Source organism: Herbidospora sakaeratensis (assembly GCF_001570525.1).
GTDB classification, from domain to species: Bacteria; Actinomycetota; Actinomycetes; order Streptosporangiales; family Streptosporangiaceae; genus Herbidospora; species Herbidospora sakaeratensis.
In genome coordinates this window covers 219620-243420 of sequence record NZ_BBXC01000014.1, presented here as the reverse complement: position 1 = coordinate 243420, position 23801 = coordinate 219620, and the positions used below count along the sequence as shown (strand labels likewise).

General features: G+C 72.0%; 21 protein-coding genes. 11 read left to right on the top strand and 10 right to left on the bottom strand.

Going from position 1 to position 23801, the window contains the following annotated elements; translation table 11 throughout:
• Window positions 1-15 precede the first annotated feature (15 nt).
• On the top strand, window positions 16-189 hold the full coding sequence (locus AW271_RS40875; RefSeq protein ID WP_169806390.1) for a hypothetical protein: 174 nt from the start codon (window positions 16-18) through the stop codon (window positions 187-189).
• Here the strand turns inward: AW271_RS40875 and AW271_RS23760 are convergent.
• The 6 genes from AW271_RS23760 to AW271_RS23735 form a co-directional block, all read right to left on the bottom strand.
• A complete protein-coding gene (locus AW271_RS23760) occupies window positions 186-1043 on the bottom strand; it encodes a spermine/spermidine synthase domain-containing protein (protein ID WP_062339789.1) in 858 nt (285 codons plus the stop codon). The two genes, AW271_RS40875 and AW271_RS23760, sit on opposite strands and share 4 nt — an antisense overlap.
• A complete protein-coding gene (speD, locus tag AW271_RS23755) occupies window positions 1040-1420 on the bottom strand; it encodes an adenosylmethionine decarboxylase (protein WP_062339788.1) in 381 nt (126 codons plus the stop codon). Before speD ends, AW271_RS23760 begins: the two co-directional genes overlap by 4 nt.
• Window positions 1420-2607, bottom strand: a complete 1188-nt coding sequence (locus AW271_RS23750; RefSeq protein ID WP_218008162.1) for a type III PLP-dependent enzyme — start codon at window positions 2605-2607, stop codon at window positions 1420-1422. The genes speD and AW271_RS23750 overlap by 1 nt, the downstream gene beginning before the upstream one ends.
• 212 nt (window positions 2608-2819) lie before the next feature.
• Window positions 2820-4529: an MOSC and FAD-binding oxidoreductase domain-containing protein gene (locus AW271_RS23745; RefSeq protein ID WP_062339786.1), complete on the bottom strand. Its 1710-nt coding sequence runs from the start codon at window positions 4527-4529 to the stop codon at window positions 2820-2822.
• Between the two features lie 18 nt (window positions 4530-4547).
• Window positions 4548-5471, bottom strand: a complete 924-nt coding sequence (locus tag AW271_RS23740) for a pirin family protein (protein ID WP_062339785.1) — start codon at window positions 5469-5471, stop codon at window positions 4548-4550.
• Window positions 5472-5531: 60 nt separating this feature from the next.
• Window positions 5532-6761: a hypothetical protein gene (locus AW271_RS23735; protein ID WP_062339784.1), complete on the bottom strand. Its 1230-nt coding sequence runs from the start codon at window positions 6759-6761 to the stop codon at window positions 5532-5534.
• A gap of 187 nt (window positions 6762-6948) precedes the next feature.
• Here AW271_RS23735 and AW271_RS23730 point away from each other — a divergent pair, with 187 nt between their 5' ends.
• Both AW271_RS23730 and AW271_RS23725 read left to right on the top strand, forming a co-directional pair.
• The gene (locus AW271_RS23730; protein WP_062339783.1) at window positions 6949-7509 is read left to right on the top strand and encodes an RNA polymerase sigma factor; all 561 of its coding nucleotides are present in this window, start codon (window positions 6949-6951) and stop codon (window positions 7507-7509) included.
• A gap of 43 nt (window positions 7510-7552) precedes the next feature.
• The gene (locus tag AW271_RS23725; protein WP_062339782.1) at window positions 7553-9877 is read left to right on the top strand and encodes a helix-turn-helix transcriptional regulator; all 2325 of its coding nucleotides are present in this window, start codon (window positions 7553-7555) and stop codon (window positions 9875-9877) included.
• Here AW271_RS23725 and AW271_RS23720 read toward each other — a convergent pair.
• Complete coding sequence (locus AW271_RS23720) at window positions 9859-10656, bottom strand: ABC transporter ATP-binding protein (protein WP_062339781.1); 798 nt, start codon at window positions 10654-10656, stop codon at window positions 9859-9861. The genes AW271_RS23725 and AW271_RS23720 overlap by 19 nt on opposite strands.
• Before the next feature lie 22 nt (window positions 10657-10678).
• Entirely contained in the window at window positions 10679-12688 is a 2010-nt protein-coding gene (locus AW271_RS23715; protein ID WP_157554554.1) for a beta-galactosidase, read from the bottom strand.
• A gap of 154 nt (window positions 12689-12842) precedes the next feature.
• Between AW271_RS23715 and AW271_RS23710 the strand changes: the two genes are divergently transcribed.
• Together AW271_RS23710 and AW271_RS23705 are read left to right on the top strand one after the other, a co-directional pair.
• The gene (locus AW271_RS23710) at window positions 12843-14039 is read left to right on the top strand and encodes an ROK family protein (protein WP_062339779.1); all 1197 of its coding nucleotides are present in this window, start codon (window positions 12843-12845) and stop codon (window positions 14037-14039) included.
• A gap of 90 nt (window positions 14040-14129) precedes the next feature.
• On the top strand, window positions 14130-14351 hold the full coding sequence (locus tag AW271_RS23705) for a hypothetical protein (protein ID WP_062339778.1): 222 nt from the start codon (window positions 14130-14132) through the stop codon (window positions 14349-14351).
• A gap of 104 nt (window positions 14352-14455) precedes the next feature.
• Here the strand turns inward: AW271_RS23705 and recQ are convergent, their stop codons facing one another.
• Together recQ and AW271_RS23695 are read right to left on the bottom strand one after the other, a co-directional pair.
• Window positions 14456-16372 carry a DNA helicase RecQ gene (recQ, locus tag AW271_RS23700; protein WP_275935776.1) on the bottom strand — a complete coding sequence of 639 codons (1917 nt, stop codon included), beginning with the start codon at window positions 16370-16372 and terminating at the stop codon, window positions 14456-14458.
• Window positions 16373-16412: 40 nt separating this feature from the next.
• Window positions 16413-17123, bottom strand: coding sequence for a MerR family transcriptional regulator (locus AW271_RS23695; RefSeq protein WP_063818089.1), 711 nt, complete (start codon window positions 17121-17123; stop codon window positions 16413-16415).
• A gap of 49 nt (window positions 17124-17172) precedes the next feature.
• Between AW271_RS23695 and AW271_RS23690 the strand changes: the two genes are divergently transcribed.
• The 6 genes from AW271_RS23690 to AW271_RS23665 all read left to right on the top strand — a co-directional run bounded on the left by AW271_RS23690 (window position 17173) and on the right by AW271_RS23665 (window position 23789).
• The gene (locus AW271_RS23690; RefSeq protein WP_062339776.1) at window positions 17173-18120 is read left to right on the top strand and encodes a zinc-dependent alcohol dehydrogenase; all 948 of its coding nucleotides are present in this window, start codon (window positions 17173-17175) and stop codon (window positions 18118-18120) included.
• 298 nt (window positions 18121-18418) lie between these two features.
• Window positions 18419-19861: a sugar ABC transporter ATP-binding protein gene (locus tag AW271_RS23685; RefSeq protein WP_245653167.1), complete on the top strand. Its 1443-nt coding sequence runs from the start codon at window positions 18419-18421 to the stop codon at window positions 19859-19861.
• The gene (locus tag AW271_RS23680; RefSeq protein ID WP_062339771.1) at window positions 19858-20811 is read left to right on the top strand and encodes an ABC transporter permease; all 954 of its coding nucleotides are present in this window, start codon (window positions 19858-19860) and stop codon (window positions 20809-20811) included. Before AW271_RS23685 ends, AW271_RS23680 begins: the two co-directional genes overlap by 4 nt.
• Window positions 20808-21731 (top strand): ABC transporter permease, encoded by a 924-nt coding sequence (locus AW271_RS23675; protein ID WP_062339769.1) that lies wholly within the window; start codon window positions 20808-20810, stop codon window positions 21729-21731. Before AW271_RS23680 ends, AW271_RS23675 begins: the two co-directional genes overlap by 4 nt.
• Before the next feature lie 3 nt (window positions 21732-21734).
• Window positions 21735-22955, top strand: coding sequence for a substrate-binding domain-containing protein (locus AW271_RS23670; RefSeq protein ID WP_439648998.1), 1221 nt, complete (start codon window positions 21735-21737; stop codon window positions 22953-22955).
• Entirely contained in the window at window positions 22956-23789 is an 834-nt protein-coding gene (locus AW271_RS23665) for a sugar phosphate isomerase/epimerase family protein (protein WP_062339765.1), read from the top strand.
• Window positions 23790-23801 lie beyond the last annotated feature (12 nt).

Sequence of the window (23801 nt, the reverse complement as noted above, 5' to 3'; positions counted from 1 at the left end):
CGGTAACCTAAGCACATGCGCTGGTGGAAAATCCTGGGCCTGGCCGCGTTCGCGGGCGTAGCGGCGACCGGAGTGGTGGCGGTCCGCGCCGAACGGCGACGCCGGGCCTACACCCCCGAGGAGATCCGCGACCGGCTCCGCGAACGGACGGCCGAGATCTCCTCGCAGGGCTCCCAGCAGGGCTCCTAGCCCCTGAGCGATCGGGGCGGCACGGTGTTGCCGGTCAGCGCCGCGTCGTCGATCGAGACGGGGCGGTAGGGCAGGCGGGCCAGCCGGTCGCGCATGAAGGCGACCGGGTCGGCCAGGGTGTCGGCGCGGGCGCTGACGAACGCCCACTCGTGCTCGTCGGAGCCGTAGTAGACGACCGTCGGGAACGCCGTGGTGAAGCGGCCCCACGAGCGGCGCAGCGTGTCGTTGCGCCACAGGGTCATGCAGCCGGCCTGGGTCGACACGACGCCGCCGGGGGCCAGCGCCTTGCGGCACATCCGCAGGAACTCGGCGCCGTAGAGGCGGTCGTGCTGGGCGTCGCCCTCGGGGCTCTCGTCGGGCAGGTCGACGACGATGACGTCGTAGCCGGCGGCCGACTCGAGGAAGGCGTAGCCGTCTTCGTAGTGCACGCGGATCGGGCCGGTCCCCCGTTCGGCGGCGGCGAGCTCGGCGACGGTGTAGCCGTAGGGCAGGTGGTCGGCGCAGATCCGGACCGCCCGCCGGTCGATGTCGACGTGGTCGACGACATGGGCGCCCGCCTCGGCGAGGATCTGGCAGGCCACCCCCTCGCTCGACCCGACGACCAGGCAGCGGTCGAGCCGGTCGGCGAGCAGCGCCGGGGGGATGACCAGGGCCTCGTGGTAGACGAGCTGGCTGAGCTCGGTCGACTGGCGCTCGCCGCCGCAGAACAGGCTCGCGCCCTGCTCTGTGACGGCGACCAGGACGTCCTGGAACGGGGTCGTCTCCTCGTGGAGCACGGCGTCGACCCGCCACAGCCGGCGGGTGCCCCGGGTCGTCGGCTCGTCGATCCACTGGTGTCCGTCGTGTTCGATCACAGGGTCGCCTCCACTCGCCGGCCGCCTCTGCCGATGATCCTCGTCGTCACGCGGCCCGGTGTCAGCTCCGCGGCCAAGACGCTCACGGCCTTGCGGGGGTCGGCCCGGTCGCCGCAGGTGAAGACGTCGACGAAGGCGGCGCGGTGCTGGGGGTAGGTGTGCAGCGAGGCGTGCGACTCGGCCAGCAGGGTCAGCACGGTGACCCCCTGGGGGACGAACCGGTGGGAGACGACCTCCATGACGGTCGCCCCCGCTTCCTTCATGGCCCTGGGCAGCAGGGTGCGCAGCAGGGACTCGTCGTCGAGGAGCGCCGGGTCGGCGTCCTCGAACTCGACGATGACGTGGATGCCGCTGAACCGGCCGGTCTGCGCGGTCATCAGCCCGGCACGCAGAAGGTCGGCAGCGCGGGCAGGCCGTTGACCGCCGCGCAGGAGTAGCTGGAGGTGTACGCCCCGGCGTCCATGACCTCGACGGGGTCGCCGGGGGCGAGCGAGAGCGGCATGGCGTAGTCGGTGTGCTTGTAGAGCACGTCGTCGCCGTCGCTGGTCGGCCCGGCCAGCACCACCGGCCCGTCGGGGCCGAACCCGGCGGGGGCGTGGATGCGGTAGGCGATGGTGTCGTTCTCGGTCTCGACCAGGCCGTTGTAGCGGCCGACGTCGAGGAACACCCAGCGGCGCGGGTCGGCGGGCACGCCCCCGCGCACCGCCACGACCTCGGCGCGGATCATGCCAGACGGGCCGACGAGGGATCGGCCCGGCTCGATGACCAGTCGCGGACGGTCGCGGGGTTCGAAGTGGCGGGCGAGCGAGAGGTCGACCGCGCGGGCGAACTCCTCGGGGGTGGCCGCCTGCTCGCGGTAGGAGATCGGGAACCCCCCGCCGATGTCGATGACCGGCAGCCGCACGCCCTCGGGTTCGAGCATCTGGGCGATCTTCGCGGCGGCGGCGATGCCGGCGTCCCAGGCGGCCAGGTTGCGCTGCTGCGAGCCGACGTGGAACGTGACACCCTGCGGCCGAAGACCGCGGTCGGCGGCCTCCGCGAGCATCTCGGGCGCGGCCTCCTCGGGGCAGCCGAACTTGGCCCCGAACGGCATCGCGGCGGCGGGCGGCGTCACCTGGATGCGGCAGAAGACCTTCGAGCCGGGCGCCTCGACGATGATGTTGCGCAGGTCGCCGGGGTTGTCGAAGGCGAAGGTGCGCACTCCGCGCTCGTAGGCGGCGGCCACGTCGGAGCGCTTCTTCACCGGGTTGCTGAACGACAACCGGGACGCGGGCACCCCACGCGCCAGGCAGAGCTCGATCTCGGCGAGGCTGGCGACGTCGAAGCCGGCCCCTAACCGGGCGAGGGTGGTGATGACGCCGGGTGCGGCGTTGGCCTTGACCGCGTAGAGGATCTCGGCGCCGATGAACGCGAGGCTCATCGTCCGGTAGGTCGACTCGAGTGTCGGCAGATCGATGAGCAGGCAGGGACTGGGCGTCTCGTGACGGTCGGCGAAGGCGCGCAGCCGCACTGCGGCCCCCTCCATCGCGCCCTCGACACGTCGCGTGAGAGTCAGGTCTGGCACGGCTCCCCCTTACTTTCCGTGGTATATCGCCCACCGAAAGTAGTCACAGAGGAACCCTAATGACCATAACCTGAAGGTGACACGGACCTTACTTAGCGAATTGATAGAGCCCAGCGGTTTTAACTGTGTGACGGGAAGGGCAGAAGAGAAGATTACCGTCCGCCCAAATGCCGAAATATCACCAATCGTGGCACGTTGTTCTCGGGGCGTGACTACAGGTCCAGGACGATGTCCTCGCGCACCGGCACCGAGCAGCAGATCAGCGCGTCGCCGACGGCCGGCGGCTCCAGCGGCTCGGTCCGATAGCGGATCCCACCCGCCAGCAGCCCGGTCACGCACGTGTGGCACACCCCCGTCCGGCACGACCACCGCACCGGCACGTCGCACGCCTCGGCGAGTTCGAGGAGACTGCCGTACTCCTCGCCCCACTGGACGGTCAGCCCGCTGCGCGCGAAGGTGACCTCCGGCCCGGTCCCCTGGGAGGCCGGCGGATGCGGCCGGACGTGCCGCGCGTCCACCACACCGGGGTTGACAGCCGCCAGCGTGCCGAACAGTTCGGTGTGCACCTGGCCGGGCGAGAGCCCGGCGGCCGTCAGCGCCTCGGTCATCGCGCCCATGAAACCCGCGGGACCGCATATATAAGCGTCGGTGTCGGCCGGCAGCCCGAGTTTCGCCAGGCCGGCGGCCGTCGGGCGGCCGATCTCGGCGTGCGGCGGGAGCGGGTCGCCGGGGTCGTGGGCGGTGAAGTACACCTTTTCCCGCGCGCCGGGGATGCGGTCGAGCAGCGCGCGCACCTCGTCGGCGAACACCTGCGTCCTGACAGTACGTGTAACGTGCAGCCACCAGACGCCCCGCTCCGTGCCCGTCTCGGCCAGCGAGTGGAGCATGGCGAGCACGGGCGTGATCCCGATCCCGGCCGAGATCAGCGCGACCGTCGACGAGGTGTCGGCCATGGTGAACTCGCCCCGGGGCGCGGCCACCTCCAGCGAGTCGCCCTCGGTCACCCGGGAGTGCAGGTATCCACTGACGTCGCCGCCGGGTTCGTGCTTGACGGTGATTCGATAGCCCGACGATCCAAGTGACAACGAGTAACTGCGGACCGAGCCGTCGGGCACCCGGACCGTCAGGTACTGCCCCGGCAGCGCCACCGGCAGCGCCGAGCCGTCGGCGGGGGCGAGATAGAAGGAGACGGTGTCCTCGCTCTCCCGCCGCACCCGCGTGACGGCCAGCGGCCGGAACCCCGGCCACCCCGGCTGCGCCGGCGCCCTCGCGGCGAGCAGGTCGCGGAACGACCCCTGCCAGCCGGGGCTCAGCGCCGGATTGGCCAGCGCGGCCCGCAGCCGGGCGGGATCGCGCGGGCCGGGCAGATAGAGCAGCGCGTCGGCCTCGGTGACCGAGACCTCCCCCGCGCCGACCGACAGCCGCTCGATGTCGTCTCCGGCCTCCACGACGCCCTCGGTGATCACCCGCAGGTAGAACCCGGGCCGCCGGTGCCCGACGAGCAGCGAGGCCATCTCGGGCACGCCCAGCCGCATGCCGACCCGGAAACAGGTGACGCGCGGCTGGGTGACCTCGAAGACGGCGGTGCCGATCCGGTAGCGGTCGCCGATGCAGACCTCGTCGTCGGGCAGCCCGTCCACGGTGAAGTTCTCGCCGAACTGGCCGTGCACGAAGTCGTCGCGGCCGAGGTGGCGGCTCCAGTGGGCGTAGGAGGCGATCTGGTAGACCAGCACGGCGCGCATCTCGCCGCCGTGCCCGGCCAGGTCGCCCTGGCCGTCGCCGTCGATGTTGAGCCGCCGCACCCGTCTCGGCCCCTGGACGCTGCTCTTCCAGATGCCCGTGTGGACGGTCCGGCCCTCCCAGGGCACGTCCTTGGGCAGGCCCACGTTGACCGACAGCAGTTTTCCGACGAACTCCCCCATACAGGGCACCTACCCAGCTCAGCGCACGCGGCCCCGCGGCTTCAGCCGGAGAGAGGGCAACTCGGGGGCGCGGAGGGGGTCGCCGTCGTAGCCGGGCACGGGGCCGAGCGCGCCCTCGCCCCACGAGCGCCGGAACTCCACGATCTCGTCGTGGGAACGGCCGACGAAGTTCCACCACATGACGATCCGCTCCTCGAACGGCTCGCCGCCGAGCAGCAGCAGGCGGGCGTCCCCGCCCAGCTCCACCGACGAGCGGCCCGCGCCCAGATAGAGCAGCGGCCCCGGCTCCAGCGTGGTCCCGGCGACCTCGGCGGTCCCCGACAACACGAGGACGGCGTACTCCCAGGCGGGCTTGAGCGGCAGCCGCGACGGCGCGGACACCACGATCTCGGCCCCGGCGATCGGCGTGTGCGCGGTGGCGGGCGAGGTCAGCCCGGCCACCTCGCCCAGCAGCACGGTCACCGAGCAGCCGGGCTCGGTCAGCTCGGGCAGGTCGGGGTGGTGCTCGAAGGCGGGGGCGGTGTGCCGGGCGCTCCCGGGCAGCGCGACCCAGAGCTGCGCGCCGTGCAGCCGCCCGAAGGCCGACTCCTCGGAGTGGGCGATGCCGCGCCCGGCGGTCATCAGGTTGAGCTGACCCGGCTTGATCACCTGCTCGCTGCCGAGCGTGTCGCGGTGCAGCACCTCGCCCTCGACGAGCCAGCTCACCGTCTGCAACCCCGTGTGCGGGTGCGGCGGCACCGTCATGGTGGCCGGTTCGGGCCCGTACGCGTCGGCGAAGCACCACGCCCCGACCATGCGCCGCCCGGCGGTGGGCAGCGTGCGGGTCACCTTCATCCCGCGCGTGCCGCCCAGCACGACGTCGCGGCCGGGCAGCAGTTCGGGTTCGCCCGCGCCCTCGCCGCCGCAGACGGCCTCCCGGGGATCGCTCTCGAGGTTGCTCATACCCCGGAATCTATGACGAAGGCCCCGCTCGCGACGAACGGGGCCTTCGGGAGAAGCAGGTCAGCCGGCGTGGGCGCCGTTCACCGACAGCACCCGCTCGGCCGGGATGGCCGGGAACTGGCCGGTGTCGACGATGCCGTGCTCCAGGTAGGCGGCCTCGATCAGCGCGTGGGCCTTGGCCTCGAGCTTCCAGAGGGAGCGGAACTCCTTGGCCATGTCGAGCGGGACGCCGGTCTCGCGGGCGATGTCGGCCGCGCGGGGCACGAAGCGCTCCTCGATGGCCTGGTCCCAGTAGGCGCGGGCGGCCTTGATCCACGACGAGCGCTGCATGATGTCCACCGGCGAGGCGGCGGGCTGCCGGCGCAGCTCGTCCTCCTCGTCGGCGGGGGCCATCAGGGCGCGCATCGCGATGCCGGGCTGCTCCGGCTCGGGCTCCCACGGCACCGGCGGGTGGAGGTCGAGCAGGGCGCTGGTGTTGAACAGCGCGCCGATCTGCGACAGCAGCGCCTCCTGGCGCTCGGCGTCGTTGGCCAGGCCGGTGTGCTCGACCGCCTGGTCCATGGCGCGGTCGAGGCGGGCCAGGGCGGCGCGCATGCGGCGCTCGGAGGCGCCGGTCTCGCGCAGGTGGCGGGCGCGCTTGGCGGCCAGGGCGACGCGGGTGAGGCGGCGGTGGGCGTCGACGTCGCTGGCGGTGCGGTCGCTCGACTCGGCCAGGCCGAGACGGACCATCGCGCGCTCGGGGGTGAGCCGCCAGTGGATGCGGTGCCGGCCGGTCAGCTTGACCCGCTCGATGGCCATGCCGCGCTCCCACAACCAGGCGGCGACCAGCGGCGCGGCGAGGCGGAAGATCGCCTCGGCGACGCTGGCGGCGTCCATGGCCGACAGGACGGCCGACAGGCCGGTGAGCACCCACACGGCCAGGCCGTCGATGCCGGCGGAGTAGTTCTCGCGCATGTTCCGGCGGGCCCGGACCGCGCTCGTGATGACCGCGACCTCGATGAACGCGAAGAGCAGCAGCCGCAGCGGGCCGTCGAAGCCGAGGACGTCGCCGGCGAACTGCCACATGCCCTGGGCGGACACACCGGTCGCGATGCTGGCCGCGACGATGGTCAGGATGTCTTCGGTGGGCCGCGGGGCGATGTACTTGGTGAAGACGCGGCCGGCTCCGCGCCAGACGGCGCGCAGGACATAGAGCAGGATGACGAGCGCCACCAGGGCGAAGACGGCGATGATCGCCGCGCCGACCGGGTTCGCGGAGACCCAGGCGGAAATCTCTTCGAATTCAGGCATACGAACCATCAATCTCGACGTCCGACGGTATAACGACGCGATCATTCCAGAATGTCGCGTGCCACGCGCACGAAACCCCTGTGACGGCGGGGAAATCGGTGATTCCAGCCTCCTGTGGCGGGGAGGCTTATCGGGTACCGAACCGGCCTGAATCGTTGTTAGATGTCCCTCGGCGGAGGAGGACACCATGGACGTCGCCGACCTCGTCAAAGGGGCCGCCGGTGGAGACGAGGCCGCTTGGAACGCTCTCGTGGCCCGGTTCACCGGGCTGTTGTGGGCGGTGACCGCCGGGTTCGGGCTGGGTGACGACGACCGGCGCGACGTCGTCCAGGAGGCGTGGTTGCGCCTGGCCGAGCGGCTCGACCGCATCGAGCAGCCCGACAAGGTCGGCGGCTGGCTGGCCACGACCGCGCGGCGCGAGGCGCTGCGGCTGGCGAAGGCGGCCGGCCGGGTGACCCCGGCGGGCGACGGCTTCCTCGCCGACGTGCGCTCCCCCGACCGCACCCCCGAACAGGTCCTCCTCGACGCCGAGCAGGCGGCGCTCGACGCCGCGCGGGCGACCCGGCTGCTGGCGGCCTTCGACCAGCTCGGGCAGCGCTGCCGCGATCTGCTGCGGATCCTGTCGGCGACCCCGCCGCCCAGCTATCTGGAGATCGCGGCCACCCTCGACATGCCGGTCGGCAGCATCGGGCCGACCCGCGCCCGCTGCCTGAAGTCGCTGCGCGCGAAAGTCGGCGGCCCCGACTAGGTATCAGGACCGGGTGGTCCCCCTCCTACCTTCCGTGACAATCGTGTCTGATCGCAGGGCCGCCTTCGTCGGACGTGACCGCGAACGGGCCGCCCTGGAGGCGTGCGCCGCGCGGGCCCGCTCGGGCAGCCCGGCGCTGGTGCTGGTCGACGGCCCGCCGGGCGTGGGCAAGACCGCGCTGGTCCGCGGTGCGCTGGAGGGCTTCCGGGTGCTCGCCGCGAGCGGCGATCCCCTCGAGAGCTCCTTCGATTACGGCTTCGCCCAGCAGTGGCTCCACGACGCCTGCGGCGACCCGGCAGAGGTCGGCGCGCGCCTGCTGGGCGTGCTCACGGCCGCCGAGGAGCCGGTGGCCCTGGTGGCCGACGACGCGCAGTGGGCCGACCTCCCCTCGGTGCGCGCGCTGGCCTTCGCGCTGCGCCGCCTGCGCGCCGGGACCGTGCTGGTCGTCGTGGTCACCCGCGACGAACCGCCCGACGGCCTGCGGCGGCCGCTGCAGGACGCGACCCGGATCTCGCTGACCGGGCTGAGCGTGGCCGAGCTGGGGGAACTGGCGGCGCTGGTGTGCCCCGCGCCGATCGGGACCGCGGCGCTGGCCCGGTTGCGGGCGCACACCGGCGGTTCCCCGCTGCACGCCGAGGCGCTGCTCCGCCAGACCCCGCCGGACGTGCTGGCCGACCCCATGGGCCGGCTGCCCGCGCCCCGGGGGTACACGATGGACGTCCAGGACCGGCTCGGACGTCTCGACGAGAAGACCCGCGCGCTGGTCCGGGCGGCCAGCGTGCTGGGCGAGGAGGGCCCGCTCTGGCAGGCCGAACGGCTCGCGGGCACCCCCGACGCGATCCTGCTGCTCGACGAGGCGGTGAGCGCCGGGCTGCTGGTGCACCGGGTCGGCGGGGAGCTCCTGGTGGGCTTCCCCGACCCGCTGACCAGGGCGGCGGTCTACGAGGGGCTGCGGCCGTGCGAGCGGGCCCGGCTGCACCTGGACGCCGCCGCGATCTGCCCCGATCCGGTCGACCGGCTGCGGCACCGGATCAGCGCCGTCTCCCGGGCCGACGACGCGTTCGCCCGGGAGGTGGCCGCCTTCGCACGGGAGCAGGGGGCGGCCGGGAACTGGGGCGCGGCGGCCGACCACCTGGAGCGCGCCGCCCGGCTGACGGCCTCGGCCCGCGACCGGGGGGTGCTGCGGGCGGAGGCGGTGCACGCGCTGGTCCTCGACGGCCAGGTGGCGCGGGCCGCCGAGTCGGCGCGGGAGCCCAACGCCCATCCGGGCGCGCGGGCGTTCGCGGCGGGCGTGGTCGAGGAGGCGTGCGGCGACGGGGCACGGGCCCGGCGGCTGCTCGAACTGGCCTGGCACGACCGCGAACCGGCCTTCGCGGGCGCGACCGCGACGGCGTTGGCCCGCCTCTCCCTGGCGGAGGGGCTGCTCGCCGAGGGACACCGGTGGGCGTCCCGGGCTTCGGGGCCGGGATCGGGCTTCGTCCGGCTGGTGTCCCGGTTCGCCGCCGGCCGCCCGGACGAGGTCCTGGACCTTCGCCTGCCGGACCCGGCGGTGGCCGCGCCGGAGGAGCTCGACCTGCTGACCGGCCGCGCGGCGGTCCGCCTCTGGACGGGCGACGCGGCCGGCGCCCTGGCCGACCTGAGGGGCGTCGGCGGCGAGGTGGCCGAGGCGCTGCGCTGCCTCGCCGAGGTGCGCACGGGCGCGTGGGACGACGCGCTCTCCCGTCCACGAGGGACCTGGACGGCCCCCTACACGGCGGCGGCCCAGGCCGTGGTCCACGCGGCCCGGGGCGACGTCGGCGCCGCGCGGGCGCAGGTGTCGGGATGGGGTCCGGTGAGCGGCCTGGCGCGGGTGTTCCTCGCCGCGGCGGCGGCCTTCGCCGACCAGGTCGAAGGAGGCTCCGAGGGGCCGGGGACCACACCGGAGATTCCGCCGGAGCTGCTGCCGGTGAAGGGCGGGGCGGTCCCGCCGTTCGAGGAGGCGGTGCGGACGGCCGATCCGTTCGAGCGGGCGCGGGCGGAGTTCGCCTACGGCTCGTTCCTGCGCAGGTCGGGGCGGCGTACCGAGGCGGCGCGGCGGCTGCGGGCCGCCTGCGACGGCTTCCGGGCGCTGGGGGCCGCGCCGTTCCTGGAACGGTCCAGCCAGGAGCTGGCCGCGTGCGGACGGTCGAACGACGCGCTGACGGCCCAGGAGAACACGGTCGCCGGGCTGGTCGTGGCGGGGCTGACCAACAAGGAGATCGCCCGGCGGCTGAAGCTCAGCGTGAAGACGGTCGAATATCACCTGTCGAACGTGTTCGCGAAGCTGGGGGTGTCCTCCCGGACCGCTCTGGTGGCGCGGCTGGTGCGGGGTCAGCCCCTGCGGGCGTAGAAGCGGCCGTCGTGACGGTCGATGCGCAGGGGGCGGCCGAAGCACGCCGACAGGTGCTCGCCCGTCAGCGTCTCCTCGACCGGGCCGGCGGCCAGCACCCGGGCGTCGCGCATCAGCAGCGCGTGGGTGGTGGTCGCCGGGACCTCCTCCAGGTGGTGGGTGACCAGCACGGTCGCCAGGCCGGGGCGGGCCGCGAGCTCCTCCAGCGCCTCGATCAGGTCTTCGCGGGCGGGCAGGTCGAGACCGGCGAACGGCTCGTCGAGCAGCAGGATCTCGGGGTCGGCCATGAGGGCGCGGGCCACCCTGACCCGGGCCCGCTCGCCCTGGGAGCAGACGACGAACAGGCGGTCGGCCAGGTCCTTGCAGCCCAGGTCGGCCAGCAGGGCCTCGGCCTTGGCGTGCTCGGCGGGGCCGTACTGGTCCCAGAGGGGGGCGCTGGTGCCGGTGTGGCCGGTCAGCACGACCGTCTTGGCGGTCGCGCCCTCCTCCTCCAGCAGCGACTCGTCGACGAGCCGCTGGCTGGCCGCCACCAGGCCGATGTGGCGGCGCAGCTCCCGCAGGTCGACCTTGCCGAGCTGCTTGCCGAGCACGCGGGCGGTGCCGGAGGTGGGGTGGCGCACGGTCGCGGCGACCGACAACATCGTGGTCTTCCCGGCGCCGTTGGGGCCCAGCACCACCCAGTGCTCGCCCTTCCGGACGGTGAGGTCCACGTCGGAGACCAGCGCGCGGCCGACGGCGCGGACGCTCACCCCGTGGAGTTCAAGCGCGGAATCGTTCATCCGCACAGCATGTCAGGGTGTTTCAGGACACCCGGAACCGCCCTCCGACGCGGTCGAGGTCGGCCGGGTGGTCGGCGATGTGGATGCGGTCGCCGTGCTTCACCCCGGCCGGGACGGCCGAGTCGAGGTAGGTGTTGATCCCCTTCACCAGGAAGTCGTCGAGCTCACCGTCGACGAGCCGCAGCAGCGCCGCGCCGCCCCTGGCGGTGATCAGCTCGATCGGCCGGCCGTCGAGCTCCAGGCAGACGGCGCCCTCGTGGTCGCTCTGGGTCAGCACGGTCAGGTAGGCGACGTCGCGGTCGGGGTGCACGCGCAGGTAGGCGTCGGCGTGGCCGTGGGTGATCCGGACCCGGGAGTCCACGGCGGCGGGGGCCGAGGGGAGGGCGTCGGCGAGGACCGTACAGGGACGGAGTTCCTCATCGAGGGTCGGCGCCGGGCCGTCGACGACGACCGAGCCGCCGGCGGCGAGGTGGGCGGCCAGCAGCGCCTGCACGTGGCGGTGCATGAACGGCCCGCCCGGCACGGTCACGCTGCCGTGGGCGGCGAGGTCGGCGACGGTGGCGCTCTGGAGCTCGACCAGCGCGTAGTCGACGCCCTCGGCCCGGCAGCGCTCGTGGTAGGCGCGCAGCGACCGGCCCAGCTGCGGGGCGCCTGCGCCCTCGGGCGAGAAGGCGGCGATGCCGGCGTAGGGCAGGTAGAGGCCGTAGGCGCCGGCGCGCTCGGGGCGCGACTCCAGGAACTCGGCGCCGTGCAGCGTGAGGAAGTCGGACATCGACTTGAGCGTGTGGGCCTTGGGGGTGGCCGCGCCGTGCTCGTCGATGGGGGCGCAGTCGGGGTAGGGCGACTCGTGCACGTTGTCGAGGTCGTCGGTCCAGCCCGAGGTGTTGACGCCGGTGTAGACGTTGTAGCCGGTCGCGCCGGCCGCCAGGGCGAGCAGCGTCTGGTGGTAGGAGGTGGTGCCGTCGGCGTAGGCGGGGTCGTAGAGCTTGGAGAAGCCCCAGTTCTCCTCCAGGTTCGGGCCGGGGGCGCGCTTGGCGGCGGTCACGTAGCGGGCGTGGGAGTCGCGGTTGGCCGAGACGACGCCCATCCAGTTGGTGAAGCCGTAGTTGATGCCGTCCCAGATCTCGGGGCGCACGCGCGCCAGCCAGTCGTCGAACGAGTGGTGGTGCTCGGCGGGCGGGTTGAGGTTGACCACGACCGGGACCCGCGCGGCGACGGCGGCGCTCCAGCGGTGGTAGACCTCGGCCATGTACTCGGCGTGGAAGCGTCCCCAGTCGGCGTAGGACTGCAGCTCCTCCGATCGCGCAGGCCCGGTCCACTCCCTCGGGGGCTCGACGTCCGACCAGTCGGCGATGGCGGTGCCGTGGAGGCGGTCGTACTCCTCGACGGTGCCGTACCAGTCCTTCAGCCGGTCGCGGTAGAAGGCCAGGGCCGAGGCGCTGTAGTCATAGGCGCTCAGCGGGAGCGCGCCGCTGGTGTAGATGCCCTCGTTGGCGATCTGCATCAGGATGATCGGCCCGTTCGGCCAGGTCGCCGGCTCGATGACCTCTTTGCCGGTGGCGTTGAGCCACTGGGTGACCATGCCGTCGAACAGCGGCGCGAGCGGCGCGGGCAGCGGGTCGCCGAGCCAGTTCGACGCCTCGCCGGCCGAGTCGAGGACGGCCTCGATCGCCGGGTTGTTCTTCGGGCACACCCAGTCGGGCAGACCGCCGTAGTTCGTCTCGGCGTGGATGAACGGCCCGGGTTTGGCCACCACCTGGATGCCGAGGTCGTGGCAGAGCGTCAGGAATCCCACCACGTCACGGTTGCCCTGGCTGTCGCCCGAGAAGTCGGGCGGGCCGTCGGGGGTCGGCTGGTGGTGCCGCCACGGGAGGTAGCAGGTGATCACGCGGATGCCCAGCTCGTCCCGGATCGCGATGAGCCGGTCGCGCCACACGGAGGGATCGTCCCGGTAGTAGGGATAGTCGGCCGTTACGAGCACCTGCGGCTCGCCGTCGATGACGGTAACCCCGTCGCGGACCTCGATGGCCACGCTCACTCCTTCGCTGGTACACCCAATTGCTCTAATACATAGTCTATATCTTGAAAAAAGTCACCCATGGATCATTGGTAACGCTCCGACCACGTCGGATGACTTATTTTTGGCTGTGATCTAACATGGGCCCAGACCTGGGGGAAGGAAGATCATGGTGAGGCCCGAGCGACGTACCGTCCGCGATCTCCGAAGGGGGAACCGGGCGGTCCTGTTGCGCGCCCTCTACTTCGCGGGCCCGACGAGCCGCCACGAGCTGACCGCCCTGACCGGGCTCAGCGCGGCCACCGTCAGCAACGTGACCGGCGACCTGCTCGCCGACAACGTCATCGTCGAGGCCGGGCTGGTCGACAGCGACGGCGGGCGCCCGCGCGTGCTGCTGCGCGTCAACCCCACCTACGGCTTCGCCATCGGCGTCGACGTGGGCGAGACCCACGTGCGGGTCGAGCTGTTCGACCTCGACATGAACGAACTGGCCAAGAGCGAGTTCGCGCTGCGCCCCGGCGGCCACGAGGTCGACGTCGTCGTCCGCCACATCCTGTCGGGCATCGACGCCGTCGTGGCCGACAGCGGGGTGCCGCCGTCGAAGGTCCTGGGCGTGGGCGTCGGCGTGCCCGGCATCGTCGAACGCGGCCCCGAGGCCATGATCCACGCGCAGACGTTCGGATGGGACTCGGTCCCGCTCGGCACCCTGCTGCGGGCCGGCACCCCCTTCCCGCTCCACATCGACAACGGCGCCAAGACGATGGGCCAGGCCGAGATGTGGTTCGGCGCCGGGCGCGGCTCCCGCCACGCGGTGATCGCGCTGATCGGGTCGGGCGTGGGCGCCAGCATCATCGCCGACGGCGTGACCTACCGGGGCGCCAACAGCTCGGCCGGCGAGTGGGGCCACACGAAGATCGCCATCGGCGGGCGCGACTGCCGGTGCGGCGGGCGCGGGTGCCTGGAGGCCTACATCGGGGCCGAGGCCGTACTGGAACGTGCCGGAATCGACGTCGACACCTCGACCGAGCAGGCGGCCTTCGCCGAGCTGGTGACCTCGGGCTCCCCCGTGGTCGACGAGACGGTCGAGTTCCTCGGAGCCGGCCTGGCCAACCTGATCAACCTGTTCAACCCCGAGCGGATCGTCGTCGGCGGCTGGGCCGGCCTGCTGCTCGGCCAGCACCTGCTGACCACGATCAAGCAGAAGGCCGCCGAGAACTGCCTGACCCAGCCCTATTCGACGGCCTCGATCGTGCTCGGGCGGCTCGGCCCCGACGCCGTCGCCCTGGGCGCGGCCACCCTGGTGGTCGACGAATTCCTGCTCAGCACCACCTCGTCGTCAGTGTCGCGGGAGCCCGCCGTAAGCTAGTTCGGCGCGCTGACCTTACGGATTTCCGTCGCGTGAGGGAGCGCATACCGCAGAATGGCGTCAAACCCCCCACTGGCCGAGGAGATCACTTTGGGCACTTCACGCGACATCCTGGACCTCGCCCTCAGCGCCCGCGAACTGGCCGACACCCAGCCCGCCGGCACGTTGGAACACGCGGCCGCCACCTCCGTGGCGATCACCTGCGCGACCACGCGAGACGAGGACCAGGCCCGATCGGTGCTGGAGGGGGTGTCGCCGGAGGAGGTCAGGGCCGCGGCTCTGGAACTCTTCGAACGGCTCGCCCAGCAGTAAAGAGGCCCGGCTCCGGCCTGTGGGGGCGCCGGAGCGATGGGATCCGTCGGGTGTTCACCGTCTTGGGAACCCGACGCTGCCCGGCCGCGCGCCGGGCAGCATGATCACTCGCCTGTGACGACCTCCAGGACCGACTCGCCGTATTTGGCCAGTTTGTTCTCGCCGATGCCGCTGATCGTGCCGAGCTCCGCGAGGGTCGAGGGCAGGCGGGTGGCGATCTCCTTCAGCGTCGCGTCGTGGAAGACGACGTAGGCGGGCACCCCCTGTTCCTTCGCGGTGGCTCCGCGCCAGGCGCGCAGGCGCTCGAACAGCGGCTTGGCCTCGGCGGAGAGGTCGGCCGCCTGGGGCGCGGACTTCGCCACGGAGACCCGGGACGCCTTGCGTTCGGGGTCTTTACGCATGCTGATCGGGCGCTGGCCGCGCAGCACGTCGGCGCTGGCGTCGGTGAGGATCAGGGTCGGGTAGTCGCCGCCCTCGACGTCGAGGATGCCCAGGGCCAGCAGCTGGCGGATGACCGCGCGCCACTCGGGCTCGCGCAGGTCGGCGCCGACGCCGTAGACGCTCAGGGAGTCGTGGCCGTACTGGCGGATCTTCTCGTTGTCGCGGCCGAGCAGGATGTCGGTGATGTGGGCGGCGCCGAACTTCTGGCGGCGTTCGCGGTGCAGGCGCAGGATCGTCGACAGCACCTTCTGGGCGGCGACCGTGCCGTCCCACGACTCGGGCGGGGTCAGGCAGGTGTCGCAGTTGCCGCACGGCCCGGCCTGCTGGCCGAAGTAGTCGAGCAGGCCGACGCGGCGGCAGCCGACCGACTCGCACAACGCCAGCATCGCGTCGAGATGGCGCGACAACCGCCGCCGGTGGGCGTCGTCGCCCTCGGAGGTGTCGATCATGCGGCGCTGCTGCACGACGTCCTGCAGCCCGTAGGCCATCCAGGCCGTCGACGGCAGGCCGTCGCGCCCGGCGCGGCCGGTCTCCTGGTAGTAGCCCTCGATCGACTTCGGCAGGTCGAGGTGGGCCACGAACCGGACGTCGGGCTTGTCGATCCCCATCCCGAACGCGATCGTCGCCACCATCACCAGCCCCTCCTCGCGCAGGAAGCGCGACTGGTGGGCCGCGCGGGTGCGGGCGTCGAGGCCGGCGTGGTAGGGCAGCGCCGGGACGCCGTTCTGGGCCAGGAAGGCGGCGACCTGCTCCACCGAGTTGCGCGACAGGCAGTAGACGATGCCGGCGTCGCCCTTGTGCTCGTTGCGCAGCAGGTCGAGCAGTTGCTTCTTCGGCTCGTTCTTGGGGACGACCCGGTATTGGATGTTGGGCCGGTCGAAGCTGGCGACGAAGTGGCGCGCGTCGTCGAGCCCCAGCCGGGTGGCGATCTCGGCGTGGGTGGCCGGGGTCGCCGTGGCGGTGAGGGCCACCCTCGGCACGTCGGGCCACCGCTCGTGGAGGGCCGACAGGGCCAGGTAGTCGGGCCGGAAGTCGTGGCCCCACTGGGACACGCAGTGGGCCTCGTCGATGGCGAACAACGAGATCTCGGCCCGGTCGAGCAGGTTCATGGTCTGCTCCGACCGCAGCCGCTCGGGCGCGAGGTAGAGCAGGTCGAGCTCACCGGCGACGAACAGCGCCTCGATGGCCTGCCGCTCCCCCAGGTCCTGCGTCGAGTTGAGGAACCCGGCCCGCACGCCGAGCGCGGTCAGCGCGTCGACCTGGTCCTGCATGAGCGCGATCAGCGGCGAGACGACCACGCCGACGCCGGGCCGCACGAGGGCGGGGATCTGGTAGCAGAGGGACTTCCCGCCCCCGGTCGGCATCAGGACCAGCGCGTCGCCGCCCGCGACGACGTGATCGATGATCTCCTGCTGGCCCTCGCGGAAGGTGTCGTAGCCGAAGACGCGGCTCAGCACGTCGTGGGGGTCGGTGAACCGGGTCTCCTCGGCCCAGGGGGCCATCTCGAGCCGCGGTTCGTCGTCGTCCCAGTCGGGGGCCTCGGCATCGGGCCAGGGGACGAGCTCGTCGGGGGAAGCCACCCGCACACCCTAACGAGCCCGGGCGACAATCCCCGCGTGTTCAGCCCCGGGCGGCCCTGACCGCGTCGGCGAAGGCCACGACGGCGCGCAGGTCCTCGGCGCTCCACGGCATGCGGGCGCTGATCTCCTCGCTGTTCTCGTCCCACATCCTCCGGGTGGCGGCCTCGGTGCCGGCGCCCGCCGCGTGGAATCCGGCGCCGAGGGCGTCCCATTCCGCGACCACGTCGCGGGCCTCGGCCGAGTCGGGGGCGACGCCGTTTCGCACACAGGCCAGCAAGGTGTCGACCAGGGTCCGGAATCGCGTCTTGGCCGCGTCGACGGCCTCGGGGCCGAGGGCCTCGCGGCGGGCGGCCAGGGAGTCCTGCTGTTCGGGGGTGAAGTAGGCGTCGAACATGGCCATCATCTCCAGTGCTTTCAGGTAGTCGCCGGGGTCGTCGTGGTCGAGCAGGCGGGTCAGCTGGGCCTTCAGGGCGTCGAGTTCCGCGGCGCGGCGCGACAGGATCGCCAGTTGGGCGTGGAGAAGGGTCTCCATGGCCCCCGGGGCCTCCAATGAGGTGGCGATTTCCTCCAATGACATGCCGAATGTCCGCAATGACCGGATGCGATAGAGTCGCCGCAGATCTTCCGGGCCATAACGGCGGTGACCGTTGGGGGTTCGTTCCGTCGGGCGCAGGAGACCGATTTCGTCGTAGTGACGCAGCGCGCGTACGGTCGTTCTGGTCGCCTGCGCGAGCTGGCCGATCGTCCACATGCGGCAACCGTACGACCTGCCGTTACGTCCGATTCAAGGGGAGATTCCCATGTTGGTGGCACGACTCCACGGGGCGGCCGATCTGCGGATCCACGAAGAGGCCGATCCGGTGCCCCAGGCCGGGGAGACCGTCGTCCGGGTGACCTCGGTCGGGGTGTGCGGGTCGGATCTGCACTGGTTCGGCGAGGGCGGCATCGGCGACGCCCAGCTGACGCAGCCGCTCGTGGTCGGCCACGAGTTCGCGGGCGTGACCCTCGACGGGCGGCGGGTGGCGGTCGACCCCGCCGTGCCCTGCGAGCAGTGCCCGTCGTGCCTGCGGGGCTACCGCAACCTCTGCCCCTACGTGCGGTTCGCCGGTCACGGCCAGACCGACGGCGGGCTGCGCGAATACCTGGCCTGGCCGGACGCCTGCCTCCACCCGCTGCCCGACTCGGTGTCCGACCTGGAGGGCGCGCTGCTGGAGCCGCTGGGAGTGGCCATCCACGCGTTCGACCTGGGCCACCTGCCGCTGGGCGGGACCGCCGGCGTGGTCGGCTGCGGGCCCATCGGGCTGATGCTGATCCAGTTGCTGCAGATCGCGGGGGCCTCGATGGTCGCCGCCGTGGAGCCGCTGCCCCACCGGGCCGCCAAGGCGCGCGAGCTGGGGGCCGACACCGATCCCCACGGCGACCTCGACGTGGTGTTCGAGGTGGCCGGCACCGACCAGGCCGTCGACACCGCCTTCGAGATGGCGCGGCCGGGCGGGCGGGTCGTGCTGGCGGGCATTCCCGACGAGGACCGCACCGTCTTCCGGGCCTCGACCGCGCGCCGCAAGGGGCTGACGATCGCGATGGCGCGGCGCATGAACGACGTCTATCCCCGGGCGATCAAGCTGGTCGCCCAGGGCCGGGTCGACCTCGTCTCGCTGGTCTCGGGCCGGTTCGCGCTCCAGGACGCGGCCAAGGCGTTCGGCGAGGCGCAGTCACGGCAGGGTCTCAAAATCGTTATCGAGCCCTAAACCGTGATTTGGGCCATACCCAAAAGCCGCACCCGCGAGATCGTTTTTGGCTTGAACTAACTGTCGAATTCATGGCCCGTTCCAGCCGAAACCGATCGCGCACGTCAGTTTCGATTGTCAACCCGCAAAAGTCAGACAGAACCGCACGCCATGCGACGGATTGCACTCGAAAGCACCCGGAATTTGGTTATTGACGTGCGGACTTTTGCCTTGCGGCCGTCAAAAGTCGCGCTTAACATCCGGCAATATGGAGGACACAAACCAGAAACCCGCTGAGTCAGCGCAGGTAGTGCTGCGTATGACCGGCATCGGCAAGAGTTTTCTGGGGATCCGCGTCCTACGCGGCATCGACCTGTCGGCGACGGCCGGAGAGGTGCACGCCGTCGTCGGCGAGAACGGCGCCGGCAAATCCACCTTGATGAAGATCCTCGCCGGGGTGCACCAGCCCGACGAGGGAACCGTCGAGATCGGCGGTCAGATCCGGTCGTTCGCCCATCCCGTCGAGGCGCAGCGCGCCGGGGTCGCGATCATCTACCAGGAGTTCAACCTGCTGCCCGAGCGCAGCGTGGCCGACAACGTCTTCCTCGGCCGCGAGCCCACCCGGCGCGGGCTGGTCGACCGGGCCGCGATGGACGAGGCGACCTCCCGGCTGCTCGACGAACTCGACGAGCACTCCTTCGGCCCGCGCCACCTGGTCAAGGACCTGTCGGTGGCCCAGCAGCAGGTCGTCGAGATCGTCAAGGCCCTCAGCGTGGACGCCCGGATCGTCGTCATGGACGAACCCACCGCGGCCCTGGCCGAACACGAGGTCGACCTCCTCTACCGGCTGATCCGGCGTCTCCAGGGACGCGGCATCGCGGTCCTCTACATCTCCCACCGGCTCCGCGAGGTGTTCGACCTGGCCGACCGGGTGACCGTCCTCAAGGACGGCGCGCACGTCGCGACCGTGGCCGCCACGGACGTCACCACCGCCGGGCTGGTCAAGATGATGGTCGGCCGGGAGCTCGACGCCTACTTCCCGCCCAGGGCCGAGGAGTCGGCGATCGGCGAGGTGCTGCTGACCGTGCGCAACGGCGGCAACGGCAAGCTCGACGGCATCGACCTCGACCTGCGCGCCGGCGAGATCGTCGGCGTCGCGGGCCTGCAGGGGTCGGGCCGCTCCTCCCTGGTCAAGGCCGTCTTCGGGGCCGAGCCGTTCACCCGGGGCGAGATGACGCCCACCCGGCCGGGCAGCGTCCGCGCCGGCGTCGCCGCCGGGATCGGGCTGGTCACCGAGGACCGCAAGGCCGAGGGGCTGGCCCTCAACCAGTCGGTGCGCGACAACGCCCTCCTGGTGGCCCGCGCGATCGGGCACCGCTCGCGCGCCGCGGTCTCCGACCTGCTGGAGCGCGTGAAGCTCGCCCCGCCGCGTCAGGAGACCGAGGTGAAGTACCTGTCCGGGGGCAACCAGCAGAAGGTCGTGCTGGCCAAGTGGCTGACCGTCTCCCCCAGGGTCCTGCTGTTCGACGAACCCACCCGCGGCGTCGACGTGGGCGCCAAGGCCGCCATCCACGACCTGATGCGGGAGCTCGCCGACTCGGGCACCGCGATCCTGATGATCTCCTCGGAGTTACCCGAGCTCATCGGCATGAGCGATCGCATCATCGTGCTCCGCGACGGCCGCGTGGCCGGGCACCTGCCCGCCGGGTCGGCCGAGGAGTCGGTCATGGCGCTGGCCGCGGCGGACGGGGTCGCCGCGTGATCGCCCTGGTCGCCAACCCCACCCGGGCGGTGTACGCCGCCCTCATCGCCACCCTCGCCATCGGCTGGGCCCTGGTCGCCTTCGACGGCGGCACCTTCACCCTCAACGACCTCGTCGGCATCCAGCAGCGGTCGGCCGCCCTGGGCATCGTCGCGGTCGGCCAGACGCTGGCCATCCTGGCCGGGTCGCTCGACCTGTCGGTGGCCTACCTGATCAGTCTCGTCTCGCTGGTCGCGGCCGAGACGATGGCCGGGCAGTCGTCCAACATCCTGACCGCCGTCGTCGTCGCGCTCGGGGTGAGCGCGCTGGTGGGGCTGGTCAACGGCGTCGTCATCACCAAGCTGAAGGTGCACGCCTTCATCGCCACCCTCGGCGTCGCGCTGGTGATCAGGGGCGTGCTCGACCACCTCTACGACGGGCCCGCCGGGCGGGTGCCGGTCGACTTCCAGCAACTCGGCTACGCCCGGATCGGGCCGATCCCGGTCGCGGCGATCCTGTGGGCCGCGGTCGCGGCCGGGGTCTGGTTCCTGCTGCGGCGCACCCGGTTCGGGCACCGCGTCTACGCCGTCGGCGGCGACGTCGAGGTGGCCCGGCTGTCCGGGGTGCGCACCGACCGGGTGGTGATCGCGGCCCACGTGTTGTGCTCGCTCTGCGCGGGCGTGGCCGGGCTGCTGCTGGCCAGCCGGCTCGGCGCCGGGGCCCCCACGGTCGGCACCGACGGCGGCTACGACCTGGAGTCGATCGCCGCGGTCGTGCTGGGCGGCACCGCGCTGGCCGGCGGCCGGGGCGGGGTCGCCGGGACCGTCGGCGGCGTATTGCTGCTGGCGGTGCTCGACAGCGTCTTCAACCAGCTCGAAGTGAACTCGTTCTTCAAGGACGTCGTGCGCGGCGTCGTCATCGTCGTCGCGGTCGCCGTCTACGCCCGCCGGACCGGCAGGAGGGCGTCGTGAAACGGGCCATCCCGATCTTCGTCGTGCTGGCGGGGCTGCTGGTGGCCATCGCGGCCGCCAACCCGTTCTTCCTCGAACCGGCCGGGTTCCTGGCGTTCCTCAAACGGGTCGCGCCGCTGGCCATCCTGGCCGCCGGGCAGTACTTCGTGATCGTCTCCGGGGAGTTCGACCTGTCGGTCGGGTCGCTGGTCACCGTCGAGGTGGTGGTCGCGGCGCGGCTGATCGACGGCGACGAGGCGATGACCTGGCCGGTGCTGGTCCTGCTCGTCGTGATCGGGCTGCTGGTCGGCCTGGTCAACGGGCTGGTCACCACCAAGCTGCGGGTGCCCTCGTTCATCACCACGCTCGGCGCGATGCTCATCCTGTCGGGCGCGGTCTTCCTGTGGACGGGCGGCGCCCCGCGCGGCGCGCTGTCCCAGGGGTTCCGGGTGTTCGGCCGCGAGGGCGTCTGGGCGGTCGCGATCCTGGTCCTCGTCGTGGTGGCGGCCGTGCTGCTGATGCGGGCCGACTTCGGGCGCACCCTCGTGGCGGCCGGCGACAACGAGAAGGCGGCGCGGCTGAGCGGCGTCCGGGTCGACCGGGTGCGGGTGTTCGCGTTCGTGCTCTCGGGGCTCTCGGCCGCCGTCGCCGGGATCCTGCTCGGCGGGTTCGCCGGGGTGTCGGCGCAGGTCGGCCAGAGTCTGGAGTTCCAGGCGATCACCGCCGTCGTGCTCGGCGGGGTCGTGCTCGGCGGCGGACGCGGTCACGTGGTCGCCGCCATCGCGGGGGCGTTCACCCTCGAAGCCCTCTTCACCCTGCTCAACCTGCACGGCATCTCCGGCGCGCTGGAGTACGCCGTGCAGGGAGTGATCATCATCGCCGCCGTGGCGGTCGGGGGGCTGCGACTCCCGTCCCTGCGGTTGTCACCTTCGAAAGTGTAAGGAGTGACGTCCATGCGTCGTTTACTGGTGGCGGTCGCCGCCTTGGCCCTGGCGGCCGCGGGATGCGCCAGTGACCTGCCGCCGACCGGGGCGAGCGCCCAGCCCAGCGCCGTGCCGGCCACCTCGGCGGCGGCTTCCGAGGCGGCCTCCGCCGGGACCGGCGCGCAGTCGGACTTCTTCGTCCAGGCCGACTACGACGCCCAGCTCGCGATGCGGACCCAGACGGCCGAAGGGCCGGCCGACAAGCCGTGGGAGCAGGCGATCGCGCCGCAGATGGTCGACACGGCCAAGTACAAGAAGGACGGGCCCTACCACCTGTGCTTCTCCAACGCCGCGGTCAACAACCCGTGGCGGCAGGTCGGCTGGACGACCATGCAGGAGGAGGTCGCCCTGCACAAGGAGATCAAGGAGTTCACCGCCCTCGACGCCGAGGGCAAGGACGACAAGCAGATCTCCGACATCGCCGACCTGCAGGCCAAGGGCTGCGACGCCCTGATCATCTCGCCGAACACGACCGCGACGCTGACCCCGGCCGTCTCGGGCGCCTGTCCCGAGGTCCCGGTCATCGTCTTCGACCGCGGCGTCGAGACCGACTGCCCGGTCACCTTCATCAAGCCCATCGGCGGGTACGCCTTCGGCGCCGACGGCGCCGAGTTCCTGATCGAGAAGGTGCCGGCCGGCGGCAAGATCCTGGCGCTGCGCATCCTGCCGGGCGTCGACGTGCTGGAGACCCGCTGGTCGGCCGCCAAGGTCGCCTTCGACAAGTCCCAGCTCCAGGTGGTCGGCGTGGAGTTCACCGACGGCGACGCCGCCAAGACCAAGAGCATCGTGTCCGACTACATCGCCCGCCACGGCAAGATCGACGGCGTCTGGATGGACGCCGGCGCGACCGCCGTCGCCGCGATCGAGGCGTTCGAGGACGCCGGGGCGCCGGTGCCCGCCTTCGTCGGCGAGGACCAGCAGGACTTCCTGCAGAAGTGGAAGGACGGCAACCTGACCGCCGTCGCCCCCACCTACCCGACCTACCAGTGGCGGACCCCGATCATCGCGGCGCTGAAGATCCTCAAGGGCGAGGAGGTGCCGAAGATGTGGAACCTGCCGCAGCCGAAGATCACCCAGGACTCCCTCGGCACCTACCTGCAGCCGAACATGCCGCTGCTGCACTACGCGCTGTGCGGCTGCGAGTCGATGCCGGGCTTCCCCGCGAAGTGGGGCGGTAAGTAGATGCTCCCCATCGGCGTCAACACCTGGGTCTGGGTGTCGCCGCTGACCGACGGCGACCTGGCGGCGCTCGCGCCCCGGGTCGCCGGCTGGGGGTTCGACGTGCTCGAACTCCCCGTCGAGAACCCCGGCGACTGGGATCCCGGCCGGGCCGCCGACGTGCTGGCCGAACACGGCCTGGGCGCGTCGGTGGCGCTGGTGATGCCCCCGGGCCGCGAGCTCGTGGCCGCCTCGGCCGACGTGGTCCGCGAGACCCAGGACTACCTGCGGCACGTCGTCGACGTGGCCGTCAGGGTGGGCGCTCCGGCGATCGGCGGCCCCGCCTACTCGTCGGTCGGCCGCACCTGGCTTCTGTCGGCCGAGGAGCGCCGGGCCGCCTACCGCGAACTGCGCCACAACCTCGCGCCCGTCGTCGACTACGCCGCCGAACGCGGCGTGCGGGTCGGCGTCGAGGCGCTGAACCGGTACGAGACCAGCCTGGTCAACACCGTCGAGCAGGCCCTTGAGGCCATCCCGGAGCACTGCGGGATCATGCTCGACTCGTACCACATGAACATCGAGGAGAAGAGTCCCGCCGAGGCGGTCCGCCTCGCCGGTGAGAGGGTCGCGCACATCCAGGTGTGCGGGACGGACAGGGGGACGCCCGGAGACGACCACTTCGACTGGAAATCCTTCATCGAGGCGGTGACCGACATCGGATACTCAGGACCGCTCGTGATCGAGTCCTTCACCGCCGAGAACCGCACGATAGCCACGGCCGCCTCCATCTGGCGGCCCCTGGCCCGGAGCCAGGACGCCCTGGCAACCGACGGGCTCACCTTCCTCCGGGCTCTCTGAACCATCCCGCAC